This window comes from Paenibacillus solani (assembly GCF_050475945.1).
Taxonomy (GTDB): Bacteria; Bacillota; Bacilli; order Paenibacillales; family Paenibacillaceae; genus Paenibacillus_AQ; species Paenibacillus_AQ solani_A.
Map to the genome: position 1 here is coordinate 658,708 of NZ_JBCMXJ010000016.1, position 23,998 is coordinate 682,705.

Annotated in this window: 22 protein-coding genes and 1 pseudogene; 10 read left to right on the forward strand and 13 right to left on the reverse strand. The window is 46.7% G+C overall.

All coding sequences use genetic code 11. The features are described from left to right. From ABEQ74_RS21700 to ABEQ74_RS21730, 7 genes are all read right to left on the reverse strand, one after another. A complete protein-coding gene (locus tag ABEQ74_RS21700) occupies positions 1 to 972 on the reverse strand; it encodes an ABC transporter permease (RefSeq protein WP_430124204.1) in 972 nt (323 codons plus the stop codon). 251 nt (positions 973 to 1,223) lie between these two features. Beyond that, complete coding sequence (locus tag ABEQ74_RS21705; protein ID WP_430124205.1) at positions 1,224 to 1,430, reverse strand: hypothetical protein; 207 nt, start codon at positions 1,428 to 1,430, stop codon at positions 1,224 to 1,226. Positions 1,431 to 2,057: 627 nt separating this feature from the next. Beyond that, the gene (locus ABEQ74_RS21710; RefSeq protein ID WP_430124206.1) at positions 2,058 to 3,665 is read right to left on the reverse strand and encodes a response regulator transcription factor; all 1,608 of its coding nucleotides are present in this window, start codon (positions 3,663 to 3,665) and stop codon (positions 2,058 to 2,060) included. A 35-nt stretch (positions 3,666 to 3,700) separates the two neighbouring features. Then, positions 3,701 to 5,494: a sensor histidine kinase gene (locus tag ABEQ74_RS21715; RefSeq protein WP_430124207.1), complete on the reverse strand. Its 1,794-nt coding sequence runs from the start codon at positions 5,492 to 5,494 to the stop codon at positions 3,701 to 3,703. 29 nt (positions 5,495 to 5,523) lie between these two features. Beyond that, positions 5,524 to 7,080, reverse strand: coding sequence for an extracellular solute-binding protein (locus ABEQ74_RS21720; protein WP_430124208.1), 1,557 nt, complete (start codon positions 7,078 to 7,080; stop codon positions 5,524 to 5,526). 266 nt (positions 7,081 to 7,346) lie between these two features. Continuing rightward, positions 7,347 to 7,781, reverse strand: coding sequence for a zinc ribbon domain-containing protein (locus ABEQ74_RS21725; RefSeq protein ID WP_430124209.1), 435 nt, complete (start codon positions 7,779 to 7,781; stop codon positions 7,347 to 7,349). A gap of 42 nt (positions 7,782 to 7,823) precedes the next feature. Continuing rightward, positions 7,824 to 8,444, reverse strand: coding sequence for a copper amine oxidase N-terminal domain-containing protein (locus ABEQ74_RS21730; protein ID WP_430124210.1), 621 nt, complete (start codon positions 8,442 to 8,444; stop codon positions 7,824 to 7,826). Between the two features lie 203 nt (positions 8,445 to 8,647). Between ABEQ74_RS21730 and ABEQ74_RS21735 the strand changes: the two genes are divergently transcribed. The 5 genes from ABEQ74_RS21735 (at position 8,648) to ABEQ74_RS21755 (ending at position 12,186) form a co-directional block, all read left to right on the forward strand. After that, positions 8,648 to 8,833, forward strand: a complete 186-nt coding sequence (locus tag ABEQ74_RS21735) for a hypothetical protein (RefSeq protein WP_430124211.1) — start codon at positions 8,648 to 8,650, stop codon at positions 8,831 to 8,833. Positions 8,834 to 8,976: 143 nt separating this feature from the next. Then, positions 8,977 to 9,324: a hypothetical protein gene (locus ABEQ74_RS21740; RefSeq protein WP_430124212.1), complete on the forward strand. Its 348-nt coding sequence runs from the start codon at positions 8,977 to 8,979 to the stop codon at positions 9,322 to 9,324. A gap of 237 nt (positions 9,325 to 9,561) precedes the next feature. After that, entirely contained in the window at positions 9,562 to 10,053 is a 492-nt protein-coding gene (locus tag ABEQ74_RS21745) for a cation:proton antiporter regulatory subunit (protein ID WP_053489224.1), read from the forward strand. Positions 10,054 to 10,056: 3 nt separating this feature from the next. Then, positions 10,057 to 11,301, forward strand: a complete 1,245-nt coding sequence (locus ABEQ74_RS21750; RefSeq protein WP_430124213.1) for a cation:proton antiporter — start codon at positions 10,057 to 10,059, stop codon at positions 11,299 to 11,301. 15 nt (positions 11,302 to 11,316) lie between these two features. Beyond that, the gene (locus tag ABEQ74_RS21755) at positions 11,317 to 12,186 is read left to right on the forward strand and encodes a YitT family protein (protein ID WP_430124214.1); all 870 of its coding nucleotides are present in this window, start codon (positions 11,317 to 11,319) and stop codon (positions 12,184 to 12,186) included. Positions 12,187 to 12,251: 65 nt separating this feature from the next. Here the strand turns inward: ABEQ74_RS21755 and ABEQ74_RS21760 are convergent, their stop codons facing one another. Further along, positions 12,252 to 12,467, reverse strand: coding sequence for a DUF2905 domain-containing protein (locus ABEQ74_RS21760; RefSeq protein WP_430124215.1), 216 nt, complete (start codon positions 12,465 to 12,467; stop codon positions 12,252 to 12,254). Between the two features lie 170 nt (positions 12,468 to 12,637). On the opposite strand from ABEQ74_RS21760, the pseudogene ABEQ74_RS21765 reads away from it, so the two are divergent. Next, positions 12,638 to 13,555, forward strand: a pseudogene (locus tag ABEQ74_RS21765) (ArsR/SmtB family transcription factor). Between the two features lie 119 nt (positions 13,556 to 13,674). Here the strand turns inward: ABEQ74_RS21765 and ABEQ74_RS21770 are convergent. Then, complete coding sequence (locus tag ABEQ74_RS21770; RefSeq protein WP_430124216.1) at positions 13,675 to 14,562, reverse strand: glycerophosphodiester phosphodiesterase; 888 nt, start codon at positions 14,560 to 14,562, stop codon at positions 13,675 to 13,677. A 274-nt stretch (positions 14,563 to 14,836) separates the two neighbouring features. On the opposite strand from ABEQ74_RS21770, the gene kduI reads away from it, so the two are divergent. From kduI to ABEQ74_RS21790, 4 genes are all read left to right on the forward strand, one after another. Next, positions 14,837 to 15,670 (forward strand): 5-dehydro-4-deoxy-D-glucuronate isomerase, encoded by an 834-nt coding sequence (kduI, locus tag ABEQ74_RS21775; protein WP_430124217.1) that lies wholly within the window; start codon positions 14,837 to 14,839, stop codon positions 15,668 to 15,670. Between the two features lie 40 nt (positions 15,671 to 15,710). Further along, a complete protein-coding gene (locus ABEQ74_RS21780; protein WP_430124218.1) occupies positions 15,711 to 16,460 on the forward strand; it encodes a DeoR/GlpR family DNA-binding transcription regulator in 750 nt (249 codons plus the stop codon). An 89-nt stretch (positions 16,461 to 16,549) separates the two neighbouring features. Continuing rightward, a complete protein-coding gene (kduD, locus tag ABEQ74_RS21785; protein ID WP_430124219.1) occupies positions 16,550 to 17,302 on the forward strand; it encodes a 2-dehydro-3-deoxy-D-gluconate 5-dehydrogenase KduD in 753 nt (250 codons plus the stop codon). A gap of 192 nt (positions 17,303 to 17,494) precedes the next feature. Next, positions 17,495 to 18,379 (forward strand): transporter substrate-binding domain-containing protein, encoded by an 885-nt coding sequence (locus ABEQ74_RS21790; RefSeq protein ID WP_430124220.1) that lies wholly within the window; start codon positions 17,495 to 17,497, stop codon positions 18,377 to 18,379. Between the two features lie 77 nt (positions 18,380 to 18,456). On the opposite strand, the gene ABEQ74_RS21795 is transcribed toward ABEQ74_RS21790, so the two are convergent. The 4 genes from ABEQ74_RS21795 to ABEQ74_RS21810 all read right to left on the reverse strand — a co-directional run bounded on the left by ABEQ74_RS21795 (position 18,457) and on the right by ABEQ74_RS21810 (position 23,952). Further along, positions 18,457 to 19,086 carry a 50S ribosomal protein L25 gene (locus ABEQ74_RS21795; RefSeq protein WP_430124221.1) on the reverse strand — a complete coding sequence of 210 codons (630 nt, stop codon included), beginning with the start codon at positions 19,084 to 19,086 and terminating at the stop codon, positions 18,457 to 18,459. A 190-nt stretch (positions 19,087 to 19,276) separates the two neighbouring features. Next, entirely contained in the window at positions 19,277 to 21,634 is a 2,358-nt protein-coding gene (pulA, locus tag ABEQ74_RS21800) for a type I pullulanase (RefSeq protein WP_430124222.1), read from the reverse strand. 328 nt (positions 21,635 to 21,962) lie between these two features. Further along, a complete protein-coding gene (gene ptsP / locus ABEQ74_RS21805) occupies positions 21,963 to 23,684 on the reverse strand; it encodes a phosphoenolpyruvate--protein phosphotransferase (protein WP_430124223.1) in 1,722 nt (573 codons plus the stop codon). Further along, positions 23,677 to 23,952, reverse strand: a complete 276-nt coding sequence (locus tag ABEQ74_RS21810; protein WP_053489237.1) for an HPr family phosphocarrier protein — start codon at positions 23,950 to 23,952, stop codon at positions 23,677 to 23,679. The genes ptsP and ABEQ74_RS21810 overlap by 8 nt, the downstream gene beginning before the upstream one ends. Positions 23,953 to 23,998 lie beyond the last annotated feature (46 nt).

A 23,998-nucleotide genomic window follows, 5' to 3' on the forward strand; every position in this document is an offset into this window, starting at 1 on the left:
TTACCAAATCCCGCGTTGTAAGTATTTTCTGCTCAGGGAATTCCCTACGATGACCAATGTGAATGAGATTACGGCTTCAAACAAGCCAACTGCGGTCGAGAAGCTGTAGTCCTGGTTGCCCAGACCTTGCCGGTATACATAAGTTCCAATGACATCCGACACTTGGTACACCACCGGATTGTACATGACGAGAATCTGCTCGGTTCCCGCTTCCAGCACATTCCCCAGTCGCAGAATAAACATAAGAATGATAATGGGGGCGATTCCCGGCAATGTAATATGCCACAGCTGCTTCCATCGGCCTGCTCCATCAATCTTTGCCGCTTCGTACAGCGCCGGATCAATCATTGTAAACGCTGCCAAATATACGATCGTGCTCCAGCCTGTTTCTTTCCAGCCAGCCGATGTAATTAGCACGCTCCGGAATACACTGTTATCCAGGAAAAATGCAATCTGTTCCATACCGAGAGATACCAATACCTTATTGACGATACCTCCGTTGGTCGAGAGAAGATCGATAAACAATCCGCCAACAATAACCCAAGACAGGAAGTGCGGAAGATATATGACGGTTTGTACCGTTCGCTTAAATACCATATTCCTCAGCTCATTGAGCATCAGCGCAATCACGATGGGGAGCGGGAACAATATTACAATTTTCAGAAAGCTGATGATGACCGTATTTTTGAATACCTGCGCAAAGTCCGGCGACGTAAACAGCTTCTCAAAGTTCTTCCATCCCACCCATGGGCTGTCAGCAAATCCGGTGAATATGTTAAAATCCTTGAATGCGATTGTAATCCCGTACATCGGCGTGTATTTAAACAGTAAAATGAACAAGATGCCGGGTACGAGCAGTAAATATAAATCCCACTCTTTCCATATGTCCGACCCTAAACTGCCCCAGTAGCCTCTTTTTCGTTTCAATTCTCTATGCGGTGGTGCGGGCGATGGTTCTAATGTGGGTTTCATCGACTCGTCTCCCCCTTTCTAATGATTCAATCTCTTTCGTTCATACAAATTGTAATGCGCATCGGAAAAACGGAGTAGCCGAGGATCATTACTATTTATGGTAATATGATGTTGTGTTGGGGCAGGGCGTCAGTAAGCATATCATGAGGATGGCGGGTGCTGCCTATGATGCTGACTTATCAGCTGATGCTATCGACGGAACCCTTTGCTAGAACCACTCGAAAACCCCTTATAAAAAAGAGAGCTGATCATCACTCCGCATGCGGATTGTTCTTCCGATCCCTGTTACCCCCGGATTTCTCTGAATGGATTAAGCAATGTGGAAATCCGGTGATAAAGGGGACCACTGCCGCTTCTCCAGAACAATTCCGCCTGCTCCGTAGAAGCTGAACCTGCTGGCATCCGAAGACGGCAATGCCGTGCTTCGTCGCCATAGGGGAGGCCTCGCTGCTTTGCACCGAGCTTGGCCTCCTAGTGCCCTCTGCCCCGGTGGGCTTCCGCCCTGCCCAGGGTTGGGGCTGAGGGTAAAACCAAAATAGCCGTTCGGGATGTATGCCCCGAACGGCTATTTTGGTTGTTTTGTTAACTGCGCATGCTCTGCTGCGCTGCGTTTTGCTCCCCTCCCCCACCTACTTGGGGGAGGATATAGGGCCCACATGGTATAGCGGAGAGGACGAATCGATTCCGGAAAAGCGTTAGCGGTCGCCTTTGGAGCCGAAATTCTCCACCTATAATCATTCATTCAAGGAAATTCAGCGACAACAGCGATTGGAGGAACGATACGTCAGCGTAGCGGGCTTTCACATCTCTCCCTTCACCCCAACCTCAGGGGAATGGCTGTACTGTGTTTAGCCCGCGCGGATCTGCGGAGAGGACGAATCGATTCCGGAAAAGCGTAGCGGTCGGCTGAAAGTTTTCCAACGGAAAACTCACATCGGAAGCATAGACTCGAGCTGAATTTCTTCCCCTATAAACATTCGTTCAAGGAAATTTAGCGACAACAGCGATTGGAGGAACGATACGTCAGCGCAGCGGCCTAGAGCGAAGGGGTTCGCGACCTTACAACTCCAGCCTCTCCCCAACGCTCACCCCTTGACTTCCCCCGGGTTCACGCCCCAATACTTTCGGAACACCTTTGTGAAATAGCTGACATCGCGGTACCCGACCAGCCGGGCCGCATCGTATACCTTCTGCCCTTCCTGAAGCAGTGTTTTGGCTCGTTCCATTTTGCGTTCCATCACATAGCTGGAGAAGACAACTCCCATTTCCTGCTTGAACAACCGGCTGAGATAGGATGAATTGATATAGAGCCGGTCAGCTACCGTGTGCAGGGTAATCTCCTGGTCAATCTCCTCTTCGAGCAGATTTAGAATATCCTTGACGACCTGGTTGCTCGTCGTTTTTCGCTGTTCACTCATAAACGAGACGATATGTTTAACCGTGCGTTCCAACAGAGACCAGGTTTGCATTTTGGTGCTAAGCAGCTTGACGTTTTGAAAATATTCGATATCCTCGCCAACCACTCTTTTTACTGTCCAGCCTTGCTTCTGGATCATCCGGGTAAAGAAACTGTTCATATAAAGAACCGCCTCATGAAATTCATCCGAGGACTCAGACTTGGTGAAGGCTTCCTCCCATAATCCCTTTAACGCCTCGAGCGTCTTCGTTTCATCTGCGGTTTCAAGCGCGATTTCCAGCATTTTCTCCAGGTTCTGCTGCACCATGACGCCTTGCATATCCTGTTTCAGCTCACGATACGGAATAGCCAGATCATGTCCATAAACAACACGTTCCTGTAGGGCCCGACAGGCCTGTGCGTACAATAAGCTCATTTCTTCAATCGTCCCGATGGAAGCACAGATACCTGCACTTGCCGTTAGCTTCAGCACTTCCTTCGTTTGGGAGAGCAGCTTGGAAACATCCGCATTCAACCGCAGCATCGCCTCATTCGCATCTTGGTCCTCCTCGACAATCATGATCATCAGCAGCATATTGCCTGAATCCGATGTGATCCAGCGGGAGGGATGCCCTAGCAGCTCCTTCGCCAGGCACAGCATCGTAAACTGCAGCAGTTCGGCATCCCCTCGATGAAACCGGGTCTCATCCTCCGGCAGGGGATCCAGATCCACCACGGCTACCGCAATCTGATCATCTTCTTTTAACGAAATGAATAATTCCCTGCTCTTTCGCAAAACATCCTGTTTCGTAAATTTACCGTTCACCCATTGGATAAAAAAAAGATTTTGCAAATGCGGAAGGTTATGCTTCCACTTTTGCTCCAAGGCCGCCTTGCGCTGCCACTGCTCCAAATCCTGGCGAAGCTGTTGTCTCGCTTCCAGTACGGCTTCCAGAATATCTTCCTCGCCTGCGGGCTTTAACAAATATTTGGAGACTCCATGCTCAAGCGCCAGCTGAGCGAATTCAAAATTATCATGACCGCTGAGAATGATCGTTTTCATCAATCGGCTGATTTCTTCTCGGCTCCGAAGCTCACCTAGGAGCGTCAGGCCATCCATTTCAGGCATCTGCACATCAATTAGCATAATATCCGGTCTTTTTCGGCTAACGAGATCAAGTGCCTCTAAACCATTCGAGGCCATACCTACCACTTCAATCCCATACTTGTCCCATGGGATATTGTAAGCCAGTGCTAGGCGCAAGCGTGGTTCATCTTCTACAATCATCAGATTCAAACGAAAACTCCCCCTTCTTCAAACGATCGAAGTCACTAGACCAGATTCACTTCCCTGCAGCGATCCAGCGGAATGGATATGGTTACTGTTGTGCCCTCACCTGCTACGCTGTGCAGTGTCAAATGAGCTTCATTTCCATAATACAACTTCATTCGGCCCAGCACATTTCGAAGCCCAAACAGATCCTTGACATGCTCCTCATCTTGGGTGGATGCGGGCATATTGCGGGAGCTCAACATATCCAGCTCATGCTGGATATAACTTAAACGTTCCTCCTCAATTCCTGGACCATTGTCCTGTACGCTGATAATCACGGTTTGTCCTCTATCAATTCGGCTGGAAATGATCAGATTTCCTCCTGAAGACTTGCCTTCCATACCATGAATAATAGCGTTCTCGACTAATGGTTGAAGCAGGAGCTTCAACAGCGGAACTCCTTTGCTCTCGTCCGAAATCTGATACTCCACCGTGAAACTATCCATAAAACGGAGCTGTTGTATCCGTATATAGTAATGCAGATGAGCAATGCTTTCTTCAATAGTAAAGACCTGCCTGCCCTTGTTAAGACTCAACCGGAAAAACTTCGAGAGATTCATCACCATCTCGCTGATTTCATCGGCATCGTAGTTTTTGGCTGTCCAATAGATGGAATCGAGCGTATTGTACAGAAAATGCGGGTTGATCTGTGATTGCAGAAACTTCAGCTCCGTTGTCGTTAATCGCAGCTGTTGTTCGTAATGATCTTCAATCAGATGCTTCTGGACAACCGCCATCTTGTTAAACGACTGGATGAGAAAACCGAACTCGTCCTTCCGCTTTGTATCAACATGGATATTCAACTCCCCGCTGCTGAGCCTCTTCATCCCGCGTGACAATTTCAGTACTGGTGAGGCAATTCCACTGTAAACCACCCATGAAATAATGACAGCCAACAGGATGCTTAGTCCGATAATAGCAACCGTGAATAAGCGAAGCTGGTCTGTCTCTTTGTACAGCTCACTTTTGGGCTGAACCAACGCGAGGCGCCATGCTGAATAATCCGAGTCAATCGCTACGGTCATATCCTTGTCGGACATGTGCTCCTCATACACTTTTCCAGTCTCCACTACCACTTCGCCTTTTTCATTCAGCAACGTTATCCGGCTATTCTTGGAGGGCAGCAGTGTCTTAACAATATTTAGCAGCCTGCTTTTATTAAATGAAACCATCAGCAGGTTCGACTGCCGTTCACTGTTGGACAGATCCATGGCCCGAATCAGAGAGATGCTATCCGTATTCGTCATCTGGCCAAAGGTAATGCCTTCTGCTACGGGGGAGTCCGACATGACGTAGGAGACCCCTGTTCCATTCCGCCGGGCAGCCTCGACAAGCCATTCCTGCTGCGTCTCGCTCGTCAGCTTTTTTCCGCCATAGTGGGTGGATATAAACATATTCGATGCCTGATGGTATACCGAAATATGGGATACGAAGAACCGGTTAACGGATACGTAATTTGATAACTTCTCCAAAATATCAGAGAAGTCGACGATTGACTGGGGTGAAAAATTAACATTATTTTTATTAAGCAATTCATTTATTCCTAGATCACCAGCAATCAATGTTGAGATTTCCTCTACGTTTTGCAGGGCCAGATCAAATTGATTCATCGCTGATGATAATGCCAACTTGGTTCTCTCGACGGCCTGTTCGTAAAGAATGTCTCTGGACCTTTCCACCGCAAACAAGCTGATGATGACAAGCGGGAGCAAGATCAATAGAAAATAACCCGTTAAGCGAGTTTGAATATGTTGTGAAAAGCGATCCCGAATCCAGCGAATCACCGCTAGCATTCAGCTCCCCCCTCTCATGGCATTCACCATTATTGTTTGGAATACCACTCATTCACTTCCTTCGTGATTTCATCTCCTCCTTCTTCCTTCCAAGTCCTCACATAATCATCGAAAGCATCCAGAGGTTCAAGACCCATGATGATCTTCGTAAACACATCTTCCAAATTCTTGAGCTTCTTGTTGTATTTCGTCATCGCCGGTGTGGGTACTCCGTAGAATGCATCGGGAATTATATGTGAATGAATCAACTGTAAATTGTTATACAGATTAAAATCGCCTAATGAGTCCAGCCGCTGCTTAAATAGTTGTTGATCCGGCACATCAACCAGAGACTGATATATTCCACGATATAAATGCTTGTCGTGAAGAGCAAAGTCAGTCACGATGGCTCCATTCTCCCAGCGCCAGATTTCGTTCTCAAAACCAAGCTTCAGTGTTTTATAATCGCTAGCAATGAAATCCAGAAATTTAATCACTTGGGCAGCTTTCTCCGATTCGGCGGGAATGACATTGTAACCGCGGATAATGTTCTTCCCTTCCACCCCTTTGAATCCTTTTGGTCCTGTAGGATAAGGAAGGGGAATCCATTCCGCCTCCGGATCCTTGCTCATATTGGCCGCGATTGGTCCTCTCGTGTCGTACCACGCGGCAGAGAATAGCCCCACCTGGCCGTTTTCTATTTTTTCAAATATATTATTTTGCAGGTTCAGCGGAAACTCCCGATCCAGCAGGTTCTCTTGATACAACTTGGCAAAGAACGCCAAGGTCTCCTTCGTCTCAGGCAGAATGCTGCCGTTGACCAGTTGTCCATCCCGTTCAAACCACGTATTTCGCTGTGTACCGAAAGCACCAAAGAAGGGAGATGACCGTCCAAGATTTGATGTCAAGGTAAGCCCGATCGTATCTGGCAAGCCGTTACCGTCCGGATCATCCAATGTGAAGGCGCGAATGACTTCGTAATATTCCTCCAACGTTTCGGGCGGTTCTAAACCAAGTCGATCAAGCCAATCCTTTCGGCCATACATTAACTCTGCGCCAGTTACTTCGTTCAAACTCGGAACCGCATAGATTTTACCTCCATATCGGACCCGATCCCACACCTCTGCCGGAATTTTCTCTTTAAGATGAGGACCATATTCATCAATCAACTCGTCCAGCGGCATAAACGCCTTCTGCTTGACATACTTGTCGAACCACACCGGCTCATACGTATGGAGCATGTCAGGTAAGTTGCCTGAAGACATAATCACATCCATTTTCTCGTTATAAACCTCAGTTGGCGGTAATTGAACTCCGATCTCAAGCCCTGTTTGCTCCTCGATATAGTTCAAATACGGATTGTCGTTCTCGTCCATGCCTTCCGGGAAGGGCATCCCCAAGCCGGATATGACGATGTTGATCGAATTACTCTCTGACGGTTTCTTTAGCGGGTCATTTGCTATGCGGCCGGGTCCATTACACCCAGCAGTTAGGAACAGCAAGAAAGCGCATACAGGAAGGAATAGAACTTTACCTTTAAGCAGCCTTGATCTCTTTCGATGCCTTTGTTGAAAAAACTCATCATTCCAGGACTTGTTCAATGGCATATGTCCCCACTCCCATCAGCTAGTAAGAAATCCTTCCATAAAACGATTATATTATGAATAAGAGTCTTTATTAACATTCTGTAACAAAGTGCTGCTTCCTTCACATAGAACAGAGAAAAAACCGCCCCTGGTTATTTCGAACCAGGGTACGGCTTCATTATACAGACCTTCATCCCGCCATCTTATTCGGTCACCTCTGAACGTATAGCACAACCGCTGTCCTCAGCCGCTCTTTAAATCTATGTTCAAGCTAGAAAACCATCTTATTACTTCGGTTTGACTTGGTCCTGGCCATCCTCCAAGAGAGGGATTTCTTCGCGCTGCTCCTCATCAGACTGTACTTGTATGATTTCGAAAGTCCGGCCGCAAGAGGCACAGAATTTAGCATTGATTGCCGAACTGTTCCCACAGCTTCTGCAAACCTTCTCATCAGTAAGATTAGCAATATGAAGCAGGTTTTGTTCAATTTCAAATTTCAACTGATGAATCCTGGCAACGTAATCTTGAATACTTTCCTGATCCGGCGGCCAATTTCCTGCTTCGGTTGCAGCGAATACAACCTTCCCGATTTCCAGTAGCTGTTCATCAATATCGTTTTTCTTTCCGCTATTTTGCAGTTTTAACCGATTAATCTCGACCAGCGTTTTGGCTTTATTCCCAGCGTCAGATACGCCAGCCTTAAATTTATCAAAGAAACTCAAGCAAATGCCCCTCTCCCTAAATTAGATAAAAACGTAATGTTGTTATCCTTCGAATGAAATTTTTAGCGTTTTATCATAATCCGAATAATTTATGCCAGCACCAAGACCTCTTGCAAATACCTGGATGGGGACATATGTCACGCCATTGATCACTTTCGGGGCAACCGTAACAGTTTCCGACTTGCCATTATAATAAACGGTTTTGCTTCCAATCGTAAGAGTCATTTTATGATTGCCTCTTTGGACACCAATACTGCCAGCGTCACGATTCCACGTAACTTGAGCTCCCATTCCTTCTGCAATTTCACGCAGCGGTACCAAATTGATGTTGTTATAAACCAACGGCTCACTGTCAAACTTCACTTTGCTACCGTTAACGTATACACTAAGGCCGGATTTCGTATAAGCCGGAGCCGCAGGCTTGGGGGCAGTCGCTTTCGCCTTGCTCTTTTGAGAGGATTTAGGAGTGGATGCAGACGACTTGCTGCCTGATGAACTCCCCCCGTTATGATAATGATACTCGCCGTAAGAGAGCCCCCAGCGTTCGCAATTGGTGCGACAGGTATGTCCTCCTCTGGCATCCGTTCTTCCAGGATGGGCAGAAACAACCGAACTGGATATAAGCAATAAAGCGATGGTGCAGCATATCATTTTTTTCTTCACGACAAAAACCCCCTGGCATCATTTTCCTCTCTATATTCTAGCATATTCTTATATAGCAGATTGCTATAAAGATTTGCATTATATAAAAAGAAAATGGTTTCCAGGTGATAAGGTGCATTGTTTCAGTTCCTCTCCCCATGTTTATTCGTTACATATAACCAATCGTTTTGTGGCAATCTATTGCCAGAAAGGAAGGATGCCTCATGAGCAATAAGAAACCCATACTAGACGGTCGCTTCCCAGGCGTGGACCCTATCCCGGAACCCGACCACCCGGATCAAGCTGCAACAGACAAGCTTGATGACCTTGTCCTTGGGCTATTGGGAGAAGAAGACAAAGCGCATTCAAAACCTAAAGCGGAGAACAATAATAAACTTCGTAAAAAATAAAATAGCGGAACACTCACTTCATCTATTAAATCGATCACAATCGATCTACAAAAGTGTTCAAAAATAATTTATCGTTCTCGTTATGAGAACGATTATTTTTGTGTTATGATGAAAAAGAGCTTAGGACGAAGGGGGCAGAAGCCGTGCAGCGTTTATTAAAAACAGCAAGAATCACAGGAATGCTGGTACTCATGTTGGTTACGGCTCTGGCTATCCACATTCCCTTCCAGGAGTATTATAGCAATGAGACTTTAGATGAGCGGCCAGCGTATAAAGACGGCCTGCTACTAAAAGCGACTGTTCTGAAGCATTCCCAAATGGTTACCAAAGTTAAGGCAACCGGCAATTCTTTGCCCTTGTTGTTCTTAATGATGTCGGCCGCCCTTCTGCAGCAGACGCTCAAGTCACGTCTGCCCTATCGGTCGATAATCCCGCTTCGACTCCGGCTTTTATTATTATTCCCCATTAAATTCACCTCAAAATTCGTTTGAGACCATTCCCTTTCCAATTTCGCAGTCATACGGACTGCGGTATCTTTAAATCGCCCATTTTTTGGAAGTTTTAAAATAAATCCGATATCCCTTGTTCATTATCATTGCTTGGGGTTATTAAAGACTGTTTAAAAATCATCCACAAAGGCTGATTTATTTGACTGTGTGTATTTTTTTGTAAGTTGTCTGACCGATCTACGAAACTGTAAATTAAGTGTTATTTAGGAGGGGTTAACTGTGCATGTACGCGAAACGGATTTGCCCGGAATCGGTAAAAAATTCATGATTGATACCCGGGGAGGCGACAAACTTGTCATCATCATTCATGATGATGGCCGTCGGGAAATGTACCATTATGAGCATGACGATCCCGATGAAAGCATCTCGATGATTTCCCTGGATGATGACGAGGCTCGTCAAATTGCCGCAATCGTTGGCGGTCTAACCTATAAACCCAAGGCGCTTGAAACAATTGATATGGCTTTGGACGAATTGATTATTGAGTGGTATCGTATCGAACCTCAATATTATGGGGCAGGTAAATCGATAGGTGATCTGGACGTACGTCAAGCCTCAGGTGCAACCATCATTGCGAGAGTCGATAAAAACAGTAAACATATCAACCCCGGACCAGACGTTATGATAACACCGGATTCGACACTTGTCGTTGTCGGTGAACGTCAGCAGCAGCGGCTCTTTAAACAAATCTTGATGAACGGACGTGGTTGATGGATGGATCATTTGGTTTTAGAAGTTGGATTGGCGATTGCTCTGATCGCCATTGCGGGGCTGCTATCAGCTAAACTCCGCTTTTCCGTCGTCCCTTTCTATATTTTGGTGGGGATGGCGGTTGGTCCTCATGCTTTTCACTTTGGAACATTCGATTTTCGTTTTATAGAAAGTGCACCGCTCATCGACTTTATGGGCCGGATCGGCGTACTATTCCTTCTATTCTATCTCGGCTTGGAATTCTCTGTCGGAAGATTAATCAAATCAGGCAAGTCCATCATTGTCGGGGGCAGTATCTATATAGCGATTAACTTTACGCTTGGACTGATGATTGGTATATTTGCTGGATTTCCCCTAGCCGAAACACTGATTGTCGCAGGAATAACCACAATCTCGTCAAGCGCTATTGTTGCTAAGGTGCTGGTTGACCTGAAAAGAACCGCGAATCCCGAAACTGAAATGATTCTCGGTATTATCATGTTCGAGGATGTTTTCCTGGCTGTATATATCTCTATTCTGTCAGGCCTCGTATTGAGTGGATCATCATCTCTGGGCGGAGTTTTGATATCTGCGGTGATTGCCCTCGGATTCATGCTGCTTGTCATTATTGTTGGCCGGAAAGCCGTTCCGCTCTTGAACCGGGCATTAAACATCCGTTCCAACGAATTATTCGCCTTGGTTGTCTTTGCCGCTCTGTTTTTACTGGCAGGTTTCGCGGAAACGATTCATGTTGCCGAGGCAATCGGCGCCCTTCTTGTCGGTCTCGTTTTGGCTGAGACGGAGCATCGGGAGCGCATTGAGCATTTGATTTTACCCTTCCGCGATTTCTTTGGGGCCATATTCTTCTTTAGCTTCGGTTTAACGATTGTACCATCCGAGCTAGGCGGGGCTGTGTGGTTATCACTTATCGCCGTGATCATTACGCTCCTCGGTAACTTTATTGCAGGGATGCTTGCAGGACGCAGTGCGGGATTATCTTCCAAAGCGTCATCCAACATCGGTCTGACAATTGTATCCCGTGGTGAATTCTCCATCATTCTCGCTAATATGGGGAAAGCGGGAGGGCTTATGACCTTCATTCAGCCTTTTGCAGCCTTGTATGTCCTGATACTCGCGATACTCGGGCCACTCCTCACTAAGGAGTCTAAACATGTATATAACTTATTAAATAAAGTATTTAAATTTAAAGATCATCGGGAGAAGAAACCGGTTAAACCGAAGCTAAAGGACGAAAGTGTTAACGGTTAAAAGGGGGATAGTGCCATGGTTCCAGCTCCATTAAGCACAGCGGACCATACACATGTGGTCTCCAAACATGCAAGTACCCGCAGAAGATTGGTCATGGCTGCCCTCGGCGGCCTGATAGCAGCCTTCGGCTTGGATCTATTTCTTGTCCCTGGCGGAATTATTGCAGGCGGTGTGACCGGGATCTCCGCGCTCGCTTCGCATCTGACAGGACTTCATACTGGCATGTTTGTGTTTGCCTTAAATTTACCTTTGCTTTTGCTTGCCTACCGTGAATCGGTCAGGAGAAAAATTAGGATAGCGGCAGTTGGACTCCTCAGCTTCTCGATTTGCTCCATCCTGTTCTTTCCGGTTCCCGCTCTCATAGACAGCAAGATCGGAAGCGCAGGAATTGGTGGTATTTTCCTTGGACTCGGTATCGGAATCGGCCTTCGCTACGGCGTTATCCTGGATACACTTCAGATGCCCAAAATACCTCAGCCGCTGTCTTATATGTTGACCAGACTGAGGCTGCCCTACATCCAGGTCGCAATCAATCTTTTTATACTGACACTGGCAGGACTGCTGCTTGGCTGGGAAAGGGCAATGTATTCTGCTATCGCATGTCTGACGGCACTGGAGACCGGACGCATTACTACTTCAAGCCTTCCTCTCAGACGAGAGGTACGGATTCGTACCTTGAACGAAGCGGACATTAGGCATAATATGAAAGCTATTATGGGGTATGAATCCCGGGCTGCAGAGCCTGGAGACGATACTACGTTTACAGGTGACTCCATCGGTTCGGAAATTCTGGTCTACCGGGTTCATATTCTGGAGATGCCCAGACTTAAATCCATTGTAAGAAGTTTAGATCCGAATGCCGAAATTATTATCATACAAAAATAAGTTTCTCTCCTCCATATAAACAGGCCGACTAAGGATTTGCCCTAGTCGGCCTGTTTGGTATGAAGCTATTTACGAAAATGCTGGATCAGAAACAGAATCAATGAGCCCACCACGCTGATGACAAGGCAGGTTACGATCGGAAAATATGCTTTGACATTGGGTTTATCCACGACGATGTCGCCCGGCAGCCGGCCAACGAATCGGCCAATGACAGGCCACAGCAGCCCAATCACGATCAAGGCGCCGCCTATCCATAATAGAGCCTTTGTTACAGGATGCACGAAACGTCACCTCATTCATCAGATCACTCACGATAATCATAATGGATTTGAAATGCCAACCGCAAGTTCAGACTCTGGCATTTCTTCACTTCTATCTCTGTTTGATTTATGATTATACGAAATAAATACATTATATTGGTTATCCCCATTGGAGAGAGGTTTGAATTAATATGATCTATATTAAGGATCTAATGAGCGGGCTCAATATCTTCAAAGCATTGAGTTCCGAGATACGCATTCAGATTTTGGAACTGCTCTCCAAAATCAAAGTTTGAATCTGAATGAACTCGCCAACAGGCTGAATCTAAGTAATGGTGCCATCACCATGCATATCAGGAAATTAGAAGAGAGTGGTCTGATCGAAATTCATACAACGGGTGGAAAACACGGTATTCAAAAGATCTGCTACCTGAACGAAGATAATTTCATGGTCGATCTTCAAAGCAAAAATCATGATAATCTTTATGAGGTAGAAATACCGGTAGGCCATTACAGCAATTACCAAGCTATCCCTACATGTGGCCTTGCAACCAGAGATCACATTATCGGCGATTTCGATGATCCTCGTTATTTTGCCGATCCTGATCGAATTAATTCGGAGATCATTTGGCTTACCGAGGGCTTCCTGGAATATCACATTCCAAATTACTTGAAATCCAATCAAGCATTCCGCGAAATCCAATTTTCTTTAGAACTTGGCTCGGAGGCCCCTGGTTATTGTAACAATTATCCATCTGACATTTTCTTTTCCGTCAACGGGAATAGAAATTGGAAGCTGGACGAGTCCAGGAGATTTCGGAGACAAACGTGGTACGTTCAACCCTGAATGGTGGCCGCCCCAATTAAACCAATACGGCATGCTGAAGCTGATTCGTATTAATAAAGAAGGCAGCTTTATCGATGGCAGCCGGATCTCGAATGTTGGTTTGGACCAAATTGGGCTAGATTATAAAAGTGAGATTACCTTCCGTATCCCCGTAAACGAGCAATCGATAAACAAACATGGTTTAACCATATACGGCAAGCATTTCGGCAATTACAGCCAGGACCTGCTAGCCCGCATGCTATATGATGTGAAGGAAGAGTAACACCGTTTCTATTTATTTGGATGTGCACATAAACAGAAAGGGGTTTTCCTTATTAATGGGAAGCCCCTTTTCTGTTTTGGCAAGGGAACTAGAACCTTGCGCCCAATACTCTCTAATTATTAGTGCTTTCCATGAGAAAGAGGCACCCGATCCGGATAATCCGTAATAACTCCATCTACGTCAATCTGAAGCAGGTAAGGAATCTGCAGCATGTCCCGAACCGTCCAGACCAGCGTTTTCATCTCAGACTGATGTATCTTTTGAACCAGCCCTTTAGTAATTAGCCGCATTGACACACTCACATAATCTGCGTAAGCTTTCATATCCTGCAGATGCTGCATGGATATCTCCTTGGAGCTCGTGACAACAACGCCAAGAGGGATATCGGGCATCAGTTTGTGGAACTGGACGAGCGAATCAGTATCCGCAGATTGTACAATCACCATGTCCTTGTAACTCCCTGAACCATTCGAACTCACCATTGACTTCTCTAAACACTCTGCGATCTTTTGCTCGATGCCCGGATGATGGGACGGAGATTTTATTTCGATTAACAAGCCGATCTGTCCTCCATAATACTCAAGCACCTCTGTCAATGTGGGAACGACTTCCCCTTTGAATTCCGTGTGATACCACGAACCTGCATCCAGCTTCCGCAGCTCCTCTAAAGTTAAATCTCCGACCTTTCCTTGCCCATTGGTGATTCGTTCAACTGTAGAATCATGAATAACAACGACCTGTCCATCTTTACTCAACTGAACATCAAGTTCGAGCATGTCCGCTCCCATCTCAAAAGCTTTTTCAAAAGCAGCCATTGTATTCTCAGGAGCATAACCGGATGCTCCACGATGGGCAATATTGATCCAGGAGCGGCCAAGTTCATCCCCTGATTGCATCCACGTAACCCGGTCCCTATTCAAGTGATACGGATAATTGGGGACATCAGCAGAACTCCGAAAACCGGTCATGACAAGGGCAGCTATGATGATGGCAGTCATCCTTTTCATCGCTATCCAACTCCTACCTATACCTTGTTCACTTAGCTCTTTTTTTACTGTAGAGATCGAACCTCTTCCCTATCTAAATTGGTTACTTCTTCTAATCATGGTTGTGATTCATTCTTCCCTTTCTGTCACCGTTTCAATCATAAAAAAAGAGGCTGCGGATTGAAAATAATGTTCATTTTGCAATTCTCCTCTTGTAATATGAACGTAAATGGAGTAATTTGTACTTATATGAACTCAATAATTTATCCAATACAATAACAGGGAGCTGAAAGAAATGGAAAGACGTTATGCCTCACACCCAAATGAAGTAAAACATTTCGATACGGAGCGACTCCGTAAGGAATTCCATATTCCTGTACTATTTACGCCTGATAAACTGGAGCTTGTCCTTACACATGAAGATCGTATGATTATCGGCGGTGCTGCTCCCGTAAAAGAACAGGTCAAACTGGAAACCGATCTGAAGGAGCTAGGTGTTTCCTCCTTTCTGGAACGCCGAGAGCTTGGCATTATCAATATTGGCGGACAAGGTACTGTAAGGGTTGACGGAACGGAGCATGTGCTGAATAACAAAGAATGTTTGTACGTTGGCATGGGCGCTGAAGAGGTCCTATTTGAAAGTACAGATCCAGCGAATCCAGCTAAGTTCTACTTGAACTCGGCACCGGCGCATCAATCATTCCCTACAGCAAAAGCTACCTTGGAAGAAGCTGATTCCAGTGCTTTAGGCGATATCAAAAATTCCAATGATCGCGTAATCTACCGTTTCATTCATCAAAAAGGGATTGATAGCGCCCAGCTTGTTATGGGTATGACCTTGCTTAAGGAAGGAAATATGTGGAACACAATGCCTGCCCATACCCACCCAAGACGTATGGAAGCCTATCTGTACTTTGACTTGCCTGAAGAAGCTGTTGTCTTCCATCTAATGGGTGAGCCTGACGAAACACGCCACATCGTTATGCGTAATGAACAGGCCGTAATCTCACCGAGCTGGTCGATCCACAGCGGAGTCGGTACGAGTAACTACACCTTTATCTGGGGTATGGCTGGGGACAATAAACGTTACGATGATATGGACCCCGTGTCCATGCAGGGTTTAAAATAGAAGGGATTATCCATAAACCCACGGAAGAGTTGAGATTCATATGAACCCGTTACGACGTTATGAAAAAATAATGGAATATCTGCTTACTCATAAAGAAGTGACGGTCGCCGATTTAAGCCAGCAGCTTGAGGTGACCGGTAAAACAATCCGCGAGGATCTGACCAAGCTGGAGGAGCAGGGCCTGATCGTTCGTGTACATGGTGGAGCTATGCTAGCACATAGCGATCAATTCGGTATCCTGCCATCAAAAGAGCCGCTGGCCAAATATCAGGATGAAAAGACCGAGATTGCGCTGAAAGCCCTGAAACATATTCAAGCTGATGACATCATTGCGCTTGACGGGGGCAGCACCACGCTGGCGATCGCACGTAGACTGGAAGACATGCCTTTAACCATCGTCACGAACGATGTCTATATCATCAGTGAACTGGCCAGCAAGAATCAGATTCGACTTGTCGTTCCGGGGGGCTACCGTGTGCGAAACATGCTCGCGGGCCCTGAAGGCGTCTCGTATGTAAAACAACTGAATATTCAGAAAGCCTTCGTATCGGCTACCGGTATCCATCTGGATCATGGATTGTCCATTTATACCGGAGATTTGATCCCATTCAAACGAGCATTAATCGAAACCTCGCTGGAGGTGTACGCTGTCGTTGACCATCATAAATTCGGTCAAACGGCTTTAAGAACATTTTCTTCCCTGCAGGAGATCAGCGGCATCATTACCGATGCAGGACTGTCTCCAGAGACAGTAAAGAAATTCAAGGGAGCCGGCGTTACCATGCTGTAATCGCCTCTCTCAGACTTATAGCTTGAAATGAACCGACTCGTTTCGTACTGCATCTACTAAGCGAACTTATGAGAGGAGAATAACGGAGCATGAACAGTTTTGATTTATCAGGCAAAACGGCTATCGTCACTGGGTCTGCCCGCGGACTTGGGCAAGCCATTGCAATAGCTCTGGCCCAAGCTGGCGCGGATGTCGTTGCTGTGTCCATGAACACCAGTGCGGAAACGGTAGAAGCCATCAGGGGTTTCGGCAAGAAAGCATCCGAAATACAAGTTGATCTAAGCGATCACAGTAAACTACAGCAGACCTTTGATCAAGCGCTTGAGTTGACGGGTCAGGTCGATATTCTGGTGAATAATGCAGGAATTATCCGGCGGACGCCGGCTAAAGATCATAGCAAGCAGGATTGGCTCGATGTGATCGATCTGAATCTTAATACGGTCTTTCTGCTGTCTCAATTGGCCGGAAGACATATGATAGAACGCGGCAGCGGCAAAATCATTAATATATGCTCCATGCTGTCCTACCAAGGCGGAATTAATGTACCCGGTTACACTGCGAGCAAGCATGGTATTGCAGGTTTGACCAAGGCCTTGGCCAATGAGTGGGCAGCCAGCGGCATCCAGGTTAACGGAATTGCCCCGGGGTATATAGAAACTGATAACACGGCTGCCATCCGTCAGGATGAAGAGCGCTTGACCGCTATTACAGACCGCATTCCGGCTGGCCGCTGGGGTAAACCAGCGGATCTCGGTGGTCCTGCCGTATTTCTCGCGTCCTCTGCTTCAGATTACGTTAACGGCCATGTGCTGTGCGTAGACGGCGGATGGATGGCCCGCTAACCAGGGCAAACGGCATGAACCTGAGCTCTTCTCAGAATCATAGGCGAGTCATTTTGACTCCCCGGGTGCATAACTGATCTCCCCTGACGAGTTCTGGCTTTACACGCATATACGAACCATCCTTTGGGACATGCTAACTTTACGAAATGGGCCTCGAAGGACCGTGAATAAAGAAAGGATGGTTTTAGAGTCATGCGTGGAACTACACCAACTCGCTTTATTGGTATTACCTGTATATTCACATTGATCGGTTCAATTATGCTTGCCGGCTGCACGCCAGACACCAATGACCGGGTGCCAAATCCGAATATGGGCGTTGATCCCTATCGGGTGAATACGGGCGATCTGCTTCGAAATGCCGTAAAACGAGGAACCCTGCGAATCGCGACAGAACGGGATTATCCTCCCTTCAGTTACCGGGGAACAGGCGGAATTCTGACGGGTTTTGATGTGGAGATTGCTGAAGAGGTCGCCCGGCATATGGAATTAAAAGCAGAATTCGTTGAAGCGAAGTGGGAGAATCTGCTGCCAGGGCTGACAGAAGGCAAATACGATGCCGTATTTAATCAAGTAGAAGACCGGCCAGACCGGAGAGCTCTCTATGATTTCTCGGTCGCTTACTTATCCTCCACACCGGTATTGCTAGTGCATTCTTCAGGTGAAGCTGCGATCCGTACCTTCCCCGATATTAAGGGAAAGCGCGTTGGTATGAATCCAACTGGAATTTATCAAGATGTGGCAAAAAAGTATAATGCCCAGATCATTCCCGTGCAATATATATCGGACGCGGCCGATATGCTTGTCAAAGGCGAACTGGATGCGGTCATTTCCGACCAATTATCCGTAACCAATCTGAAACAGCATTTTCCGGATATGCCGGTCACGACCGCCGAATCAGCCAATCAGGTATTTGAAATTTCCGCAGCCTTTGTCAAAGGGAATCCGGATCTCTTGGCAGCTGTGAATAATGCGTTGGCCACGATGCAGCAGGACGGAACCTATTTGAATATATGGAACAAATACTTCGGAGAAGCCCCGATGAGTTACAAAGGCATCCATGACCGCAAAGCTAAATAGTGTTTATGTTTATACCTAGAAAAGGCGTCTGCTGTACTGAACTAACCAGTACAGCAAACGCCTTTTCAACGGGATGATTAGGATTCTTCCGCTGTCTCTTCCGTCTTGTCTTCTCCTGCTTCGGATCCATCCTCTGCCTCTGCCGCCTCAACTGCACGAGGCACCATAACAGTTGCAATAATCTCTTCTTCCGAAGCGTGCAGCGTAATTCCTTTCGGTACTTTAATGTCTGCAACCGTAAGCTTGTCGCCAATCTCTAGAGCTGATACATCCGCTTCCAGGACGGAAGGAAGGTCGCCTGGCAAACCCTCTACCTCGATCTCAGTCACTTGGGTTTGCAAGATGCCACCGGATTTGGTACCAGCAGCAGTTCCCTGATAATCGACTGGAATAGTGACACGAACCGGCTTGCTCATGGAGATGCGCAAGAAGTCTATATGGGACACGTGTCCACGTCTTTTCTGAATATCCTTGATTAACACCGGCACTTTACCTGAGCCGGGAATGTCTAACTGGAATACCTCCGAACGTCCCGTATGGAACAGCTTGGCGGTATCCTTAAAACTTACAGCGACCGGGATGCTTTCCTCACCCGCACCGTACACAACACCTGGAATTCCGCCATTTTCGCGGAGCTCGCGGCGGGAACCACGGGTAAATTCATCGCGAACATTTGCTTGGAGTTGAACTGTGTTTCCTTTTGACATGAGTGACATCCTCCTTTATCGCAAACAAAGTCTATCTCATTATTACCCTATTTACCTGCTAATTAATCTTTGGGGAAGGATGTTTTATAAATAATGATTAAGGGTAATACATACTAACCCCTTTGAATATAATAAATTGGAGCCCCCTTTCAGCATGGAAAGGAAGGCTCCTCATTTTTTTACATCATATTTAACTTGCTACATCCTGCTGCTCTTTAGGGAACTCATCGTCAGAGGCGCTTCTCAGCGAACACTGAACTTCTCTTTCATCTGGAGGAATATCGATATACCAATCATGCTCGCCTTCCCGATCTTCCCAATCATTCAGCCTGACAATGCAGCCAACCCGCTTGATTCCAGAAGCAGCGTAGAAAACTGCCCGGCCTGTGCCGTTGTCAGTCAGGGAGAACGGTATGCTTCCATCCTGTACGCCCGTTCCCCATACCCATACGTTCCATCCATCATAAGCTTGGTCCTGTCTCTCATAATCGATTTCGATCTTAGTGAGATCCTCCTTCTTATGAGTCCGATCCTCCCGCAGCACCATAATCGACAGCCCTGGAACAGTTACCGCCCCTTGATCCAGCACCTTAATCGTTTCCGTACCCGCTTTGCAATCATCCACCACAACGTTATAGCGGTATGGTGTAGGCGGCAAATCAAGTGCCATTTCATGTTCATTCCCATTAAAGATAACAATGATTTGGCCCCAATCGTCTTGTGTTGTATCATTCGATAGCCGATAGGCAACCATCCGATCGCTGCTGCGCAGTACCTCCATATTAGCTTCGATCTCTTCTCGGTTTGTCATCCGAAAAGCCGGCTGAGCTTTACGCAGAGCAATAAGACCTTTGTAATAGTCGAAAATGCAGCGGAAGCGCTGCTTATTCGACCAGCGAATGGCATTGATGGCATCCCCGCTACGGTAGCTGTTATGATCGCCATATTTCGTGCGAAGCAGCTCATCTCCCGCATGCAGCAACGGAATCCCCTGGGCGAGCAGCACAATGCCGTTAGCCAGCAAGCTGCGCCGTACGGGTACTGCTGACATCACTTTGCCATCAGGAATATCAGCATATGGTCTGGAGGCCGCAACAGCCTGCCATACATCACTGTCACTAGCCAGCTTCCCATCCAACAAACTGAGCAGCCCCGCCTGACCATCCATACCACAGGCCACTAATATTTTATCCCACAGATTCAAATTATCGTGCACCGTGACATAATTCACCGTCTCGCTTGCATCAAGCGCAAAATCATGAATCGATCCCATGATCCCTTCAACAATGGCAGCTTCATACCAAGGCTCCCCTGTAGCAAAGCCTCTTCCGCGTCCGTCATTATCCCCCTTGATCGCATGACGAAAATGATCATTAAATACAGCAAAACCTTGACCTTTTTGACTTCCTTTCACCGTTTGGTCGACCAGTGGGCTCATACCTCCCGTCCAAGGTTCCCCGTAAAACAGCAAAGAGCTATCCACCTCTCTTCGCAGCTCGCTAACGATTTCTTTCATCGTTGTTCTGTCGATCAGAGCCATCAGATCAAACCGAAACCCGTCGATATGATATTCCTCGGCCCAATATTTTAGAGAATCCTTGATGTACTTGCGCACCATCAGCTTCTCCGTAGCCAGCTCGTTACCTACGCCCGAACCGTTCGACAGATTTCCGTTAACATCCTTGCGATAGAAATATCCAGGCGCTAACCGTTCAAACGGACCGTCGTCGACCGTGTACGTGTGATTGTATACCACATCCATGACAACCCGGATTCCTCGTGCATGCAGGGACAGGATCATCTCCTTGAGTTCACGGATACGCACGATAGGATCCATAGGATCTGTAGAATATGAACCTTCAGGTACATTATAATTCTGCGGATCGTAGCCCCAGTTGTATTCACGGTTCAGAGAACCTGTTTCATATCCATCCAATTCATTGACCGTTCGAAAATCAAAAATCGGCAGCAAATGCACATGGGTTACGCCCAATTCTACAAGATGATCCACCCCGATAGCATTCCCTTCGGAATCCCGCAGGCCGCTCTCAGTAAAAGCCTTGTATTTTCCTCTATATTTCATTCCCGAATCGCTATGAATTGAAAAATCACGCACATGGAGCTCATAAAGTACTGAATCCGTGGGCTTCAGCAGCTTGGGTCTCGTATCTTGCTCCCAGCCCGGTGGATTGCTCTTTGCCAAATCAACGACCGCCCCGCGGCAGCCATTGGCAGACACAGCTGTGGCATAGGGGTCTACGGCGTAACAAACAGCTCCGTTCGTTGACTCGATTCTATACATATAATAGGTGCCGTGAAGGTCCCCGCTAACTACTACCGACCATACTCCCTCATCATTCCGATCCATTGAATACAGGGTCCCCCCCTCATGATCGGTCACAAAGCCCTGCTCATTATACTCTCCTGCACATTCATACAAAGCCAATTTCAAATTCAACGCTTCTGGAGCCCATACCTGAAAGTGTGTTCCTTCTCTCCGGTAGATTGCTCCCAGCCTGATGCTTGTGCAGCTCTTGATCATGTCCATACTCATCATCACCGTCACTTATAGTAGATTTACTTCCTAGTATGGGCGCCTGAATCATAAGACAGACCTCTAGCACATGTATTTAGAACGCTTTCATATACCATAGTATGCTAAAAGCCCTTATTTGGTCTGGGTTACAAGCAAATTTATTATTTATTTAGGCTATTATACTAGCAAATATGCCGGGTGTCTTTCTTTTAACAAAAAAACATCTGCCCCATAGGGACAGATGTTTTGAATGTTATAACCATCTTGGAAAAGGATTGGTGAAGTCTCCAAAAGGGGTACTTTTCACATATCCCAAAGATGGTTCAAAAGGTGTTCGGCTTTACTCGGCTGCAGTCTCTATTGACTCAACCAAAGCCACAACTTCCTCTGCCGATCCCATCTCTAGCGCTTTGGCTGCAAGTGCCTGCATGTCACTGCGGGACAGCTTACCGATCTGGCTGCGAGCCGGAAGAATGGAGGTCGCGCTCATGCTGAACTCATCCAGTCCCAATCCAAGCAGAATTGGAATCGCTGTTGAGTCCCCGGCCATTTCACCACACATGCCAACCCAGCGTCCTTCACGATGAGCAGCGTCAATGACCATTTTGACCAAACGAAGAATAGCCGGATTGTAAGGTTGGTACAGATAAGCCACCCGCTCATTCATGCGGTCAGCAGCCATCGTGTATTGAATCAGGTCATTGGTTCCAATGCTGAAAAAATCAACCTCTTTAGCGAATTGATCTGCCAATACAGCGGTAGACGGAATTTCCACCATAATCCCAAGCTGAATTTCCTCAGAGACTGGTATACCTTCGCTAATTAACTTCGCCTTCTCTTCCTCGAGGAGTGCCTTGGCTTCCCGGAACTCACTGAGTGTGGCGATCATTGGAAACATAATGCGCAGATTGCCGTGAGCACTTGCGCGAAGCAATGCACGCAGCTGTGTTCTGAAAATATCTTGACGCTCCAGACATAGCCTTACAGCGCGGAATCCGAGAAACGGATTCATTTCCTTCGGCAGATCCAGATAAGGAAGCTCCTTGTCTCCTCCGATATCAAGCGTACGGACTACTACTGGCTTGCCTTCCATTTTCTCCAATACCGATTTATACGCGACGTACTGGATTTCTTCCGAAGGAAGTTTGTCTCTGCCCATGTACAGGAATTCTGTACGGTACAGTCCAACGGCTTCCCCACCATTCTCCATGACACCAGCTACGTCATTCGGGGTACCGATGTTGGCTGCCAGTTCCACATGGACTCCGTCCTTGGATACCGTTGGCTCAGAGCGTAGTTTCTTCCACTCTTCGACCTGTTTAGCGTACGCGTCCTGCTTGGCACGATATTGTTCAATAATCGCTTCCGTGGGATTAATGATGACGTCTCCTTCCAATCCATCAACGATGATCATATCTCCGTTTTGGACTGTAGAGAGTACGTTTTTCGTCCCAACCACAGCAGGTATTTCAAGGGAACGGGCCATGATGGCAGAATGAGATGTACGTCCGCCAATATTGGTCGTAAATCCCTTAACATAGTTGCGGTTTAACTGTGCCGTATCCGAAGGAGTCAAATCCTCAGCAACCACGATTACTTCTTCACTGATCTCCGAAGGGCTAACATAATTTAAGCCCAGCAAATGCTTTAGAATACGTTTGGTTACATCACGCATATCCGCAGCCCGCTCCTGCAAATATGCACTTTTCATATTCTCAAACATTTGAATGAATTGCGTTGCCGTTTCATTAAGTGCATACTCGGCATTGACCTTATCGGAAATAATTTTGGCTTTGACCGGTTCGATCAACTCGGGATCGTTCAGGATGAGAAGGTGAGATTCGAAAATCTCAGCCTTCTTCTCACCAAGTTCCTGAAGCGTGCGCTCTTTGATTGCTTCCAGCTCAGTTTGGGACTGAGCCAGGGCTCCATCCAGCTTCATCACTTCCGCTTCGGTATCCGTCACTTTTTTCTCAGTAACAGAATAATCAGGATGCACCAGCGTAAAGACCCGAGCGATCGCGATACCCGCGGATGCTGCAATTCCCTTCAGATTATTCATGAATCTCGCCTAACCCTTCGTTCACCATCACTTCTTGCAGTGCTGTTAATGCGTCGCTTTCATTGCCGCCTTCTGTGATCAATGTAAGAGTATCGCCTTGTTCCAGTCCAAGAGACAGAACACCCAAAATCGATTTAAGTGTTACTTTTTTACCGTTGGCTTCAGCGAAAGAATTGGTGTCTTGAAACTTATTAGCTGTATTTACCAATGCTGTTGCCGGGCGTGCGTGGATTCCATCTTCGTCAATAATTTTGAATGTTTGTTGCATGTTCATCATCCTACTTTCGTATATTATAATTTTTTAATTCCTAGAA

Excerpts from the sequence above, each read along its gene's own strand:
- ABEQ74_RS21700 (WP_430124204.1), bottom strand. The coding sequence starts at position 972 with ATGAAACCCACATTAGAACCATCGCCCGCACCACCGCATAGAGAATTG.
- ABEQ74_RS21715 (WP_430124207.1), bottom strand. The coding sequence starts at position 5,494 with ATGCTAGCGGTGATTCGCTGGATTCGGGATCGCTTTTCACAACATATT.
- ABEQ74_RS21720 (WP_430124208.1), bottom strand. The coding sequence starts at position 7,080 with ATGCCATTGAACAAGTCCTGGAATGATGAGTTTTTTCAACAAAGGCAT.
- ABEQ74_RS21735 (WP_430124211.1), top strand. The coding sequence starts at position 8,648 with ATGAGCAATAAGAAACCCATACTAGACGGTCGCTTCCCAGGCGTGGAC.
- ABEQ74_RS21750 (WP_430124213.1), top strand. The coding sequence starts at position 10,057 with ATGGATCATTTGGTTTTAGAAGTTGGATTGGCGATTGCTCTGATCGCC.
- ABEQ74_RS21755 (WP_430124214.1), top strand. The coding sequence starts at position 11,317 with ATGGTTCCAGCTCCATTAAGCACAGCGGACCATACACATGTGGTCTCC.
- ABEQ74_RS21770 (WP_430124216.1), bottom strand. The coding sequence starts at position 14,562 with ATGAAAAGGATGACTGCCATCATCATAGCTGCCCTTGTCATGACCGGT.
- kduI (WP_430124217.1), top strand. The coding sequence starts at position 14,837 with ATGGAAAGACGTTATGCCTCACACCCAAATGAAGTAAAACATTTCGAT.
- ABEQ74_RS21780 (WP_430124218.1), top strand. The coding sequence starts at position 15,711 with ATGAACCCGTTACGACGTTATGAAAAAATAATGGAATATCTGCTTACT.
- kduD (WP_430124219.1), top strand. The coding sequence starts at position 16,550 with ATGAACAGTTTTGATTTATCAGGCAAAACGGCTATCGTCACTGGGTCT.
- ABEQ74_RS21790 (WP_430124220.1), top strand. The coding sequence starts at position 17,495 with ATGCGTGGAACTACACCAACTCGCTTTATTGGTATTACCTGTATATTC.
- ABEQ74_RS21795 (WP_430124221.1), bottom strand. The coding sequence starts at position 19,086 with ATGTCAAAAGGAAACACAGTTCAACTCCAAGCAAATGTTCGCGATGAA.
- pulA (WP_430124222.1), bottom strand. The coding sequence starts at position 21,634 with ATGGACATGATCAAGAGCTGCACAAGCATCAGGCTGGGAGCAATCTAC.
- ptsP (WP_430124223.1), bottom strand. The coding sequence starts at position 23,684 with ATGAATAATCTGAAGGGAATTGCAGCATCCGCGGGTATCGCGATCGCT.
- ABEQ74_RS21810 (WP_053489237.1), bottom strand. The coding sequence starts at position 23,952 with ATGCAACAAACATTCAAAATTATTGACGAAGATGGAATCCACGCACGC.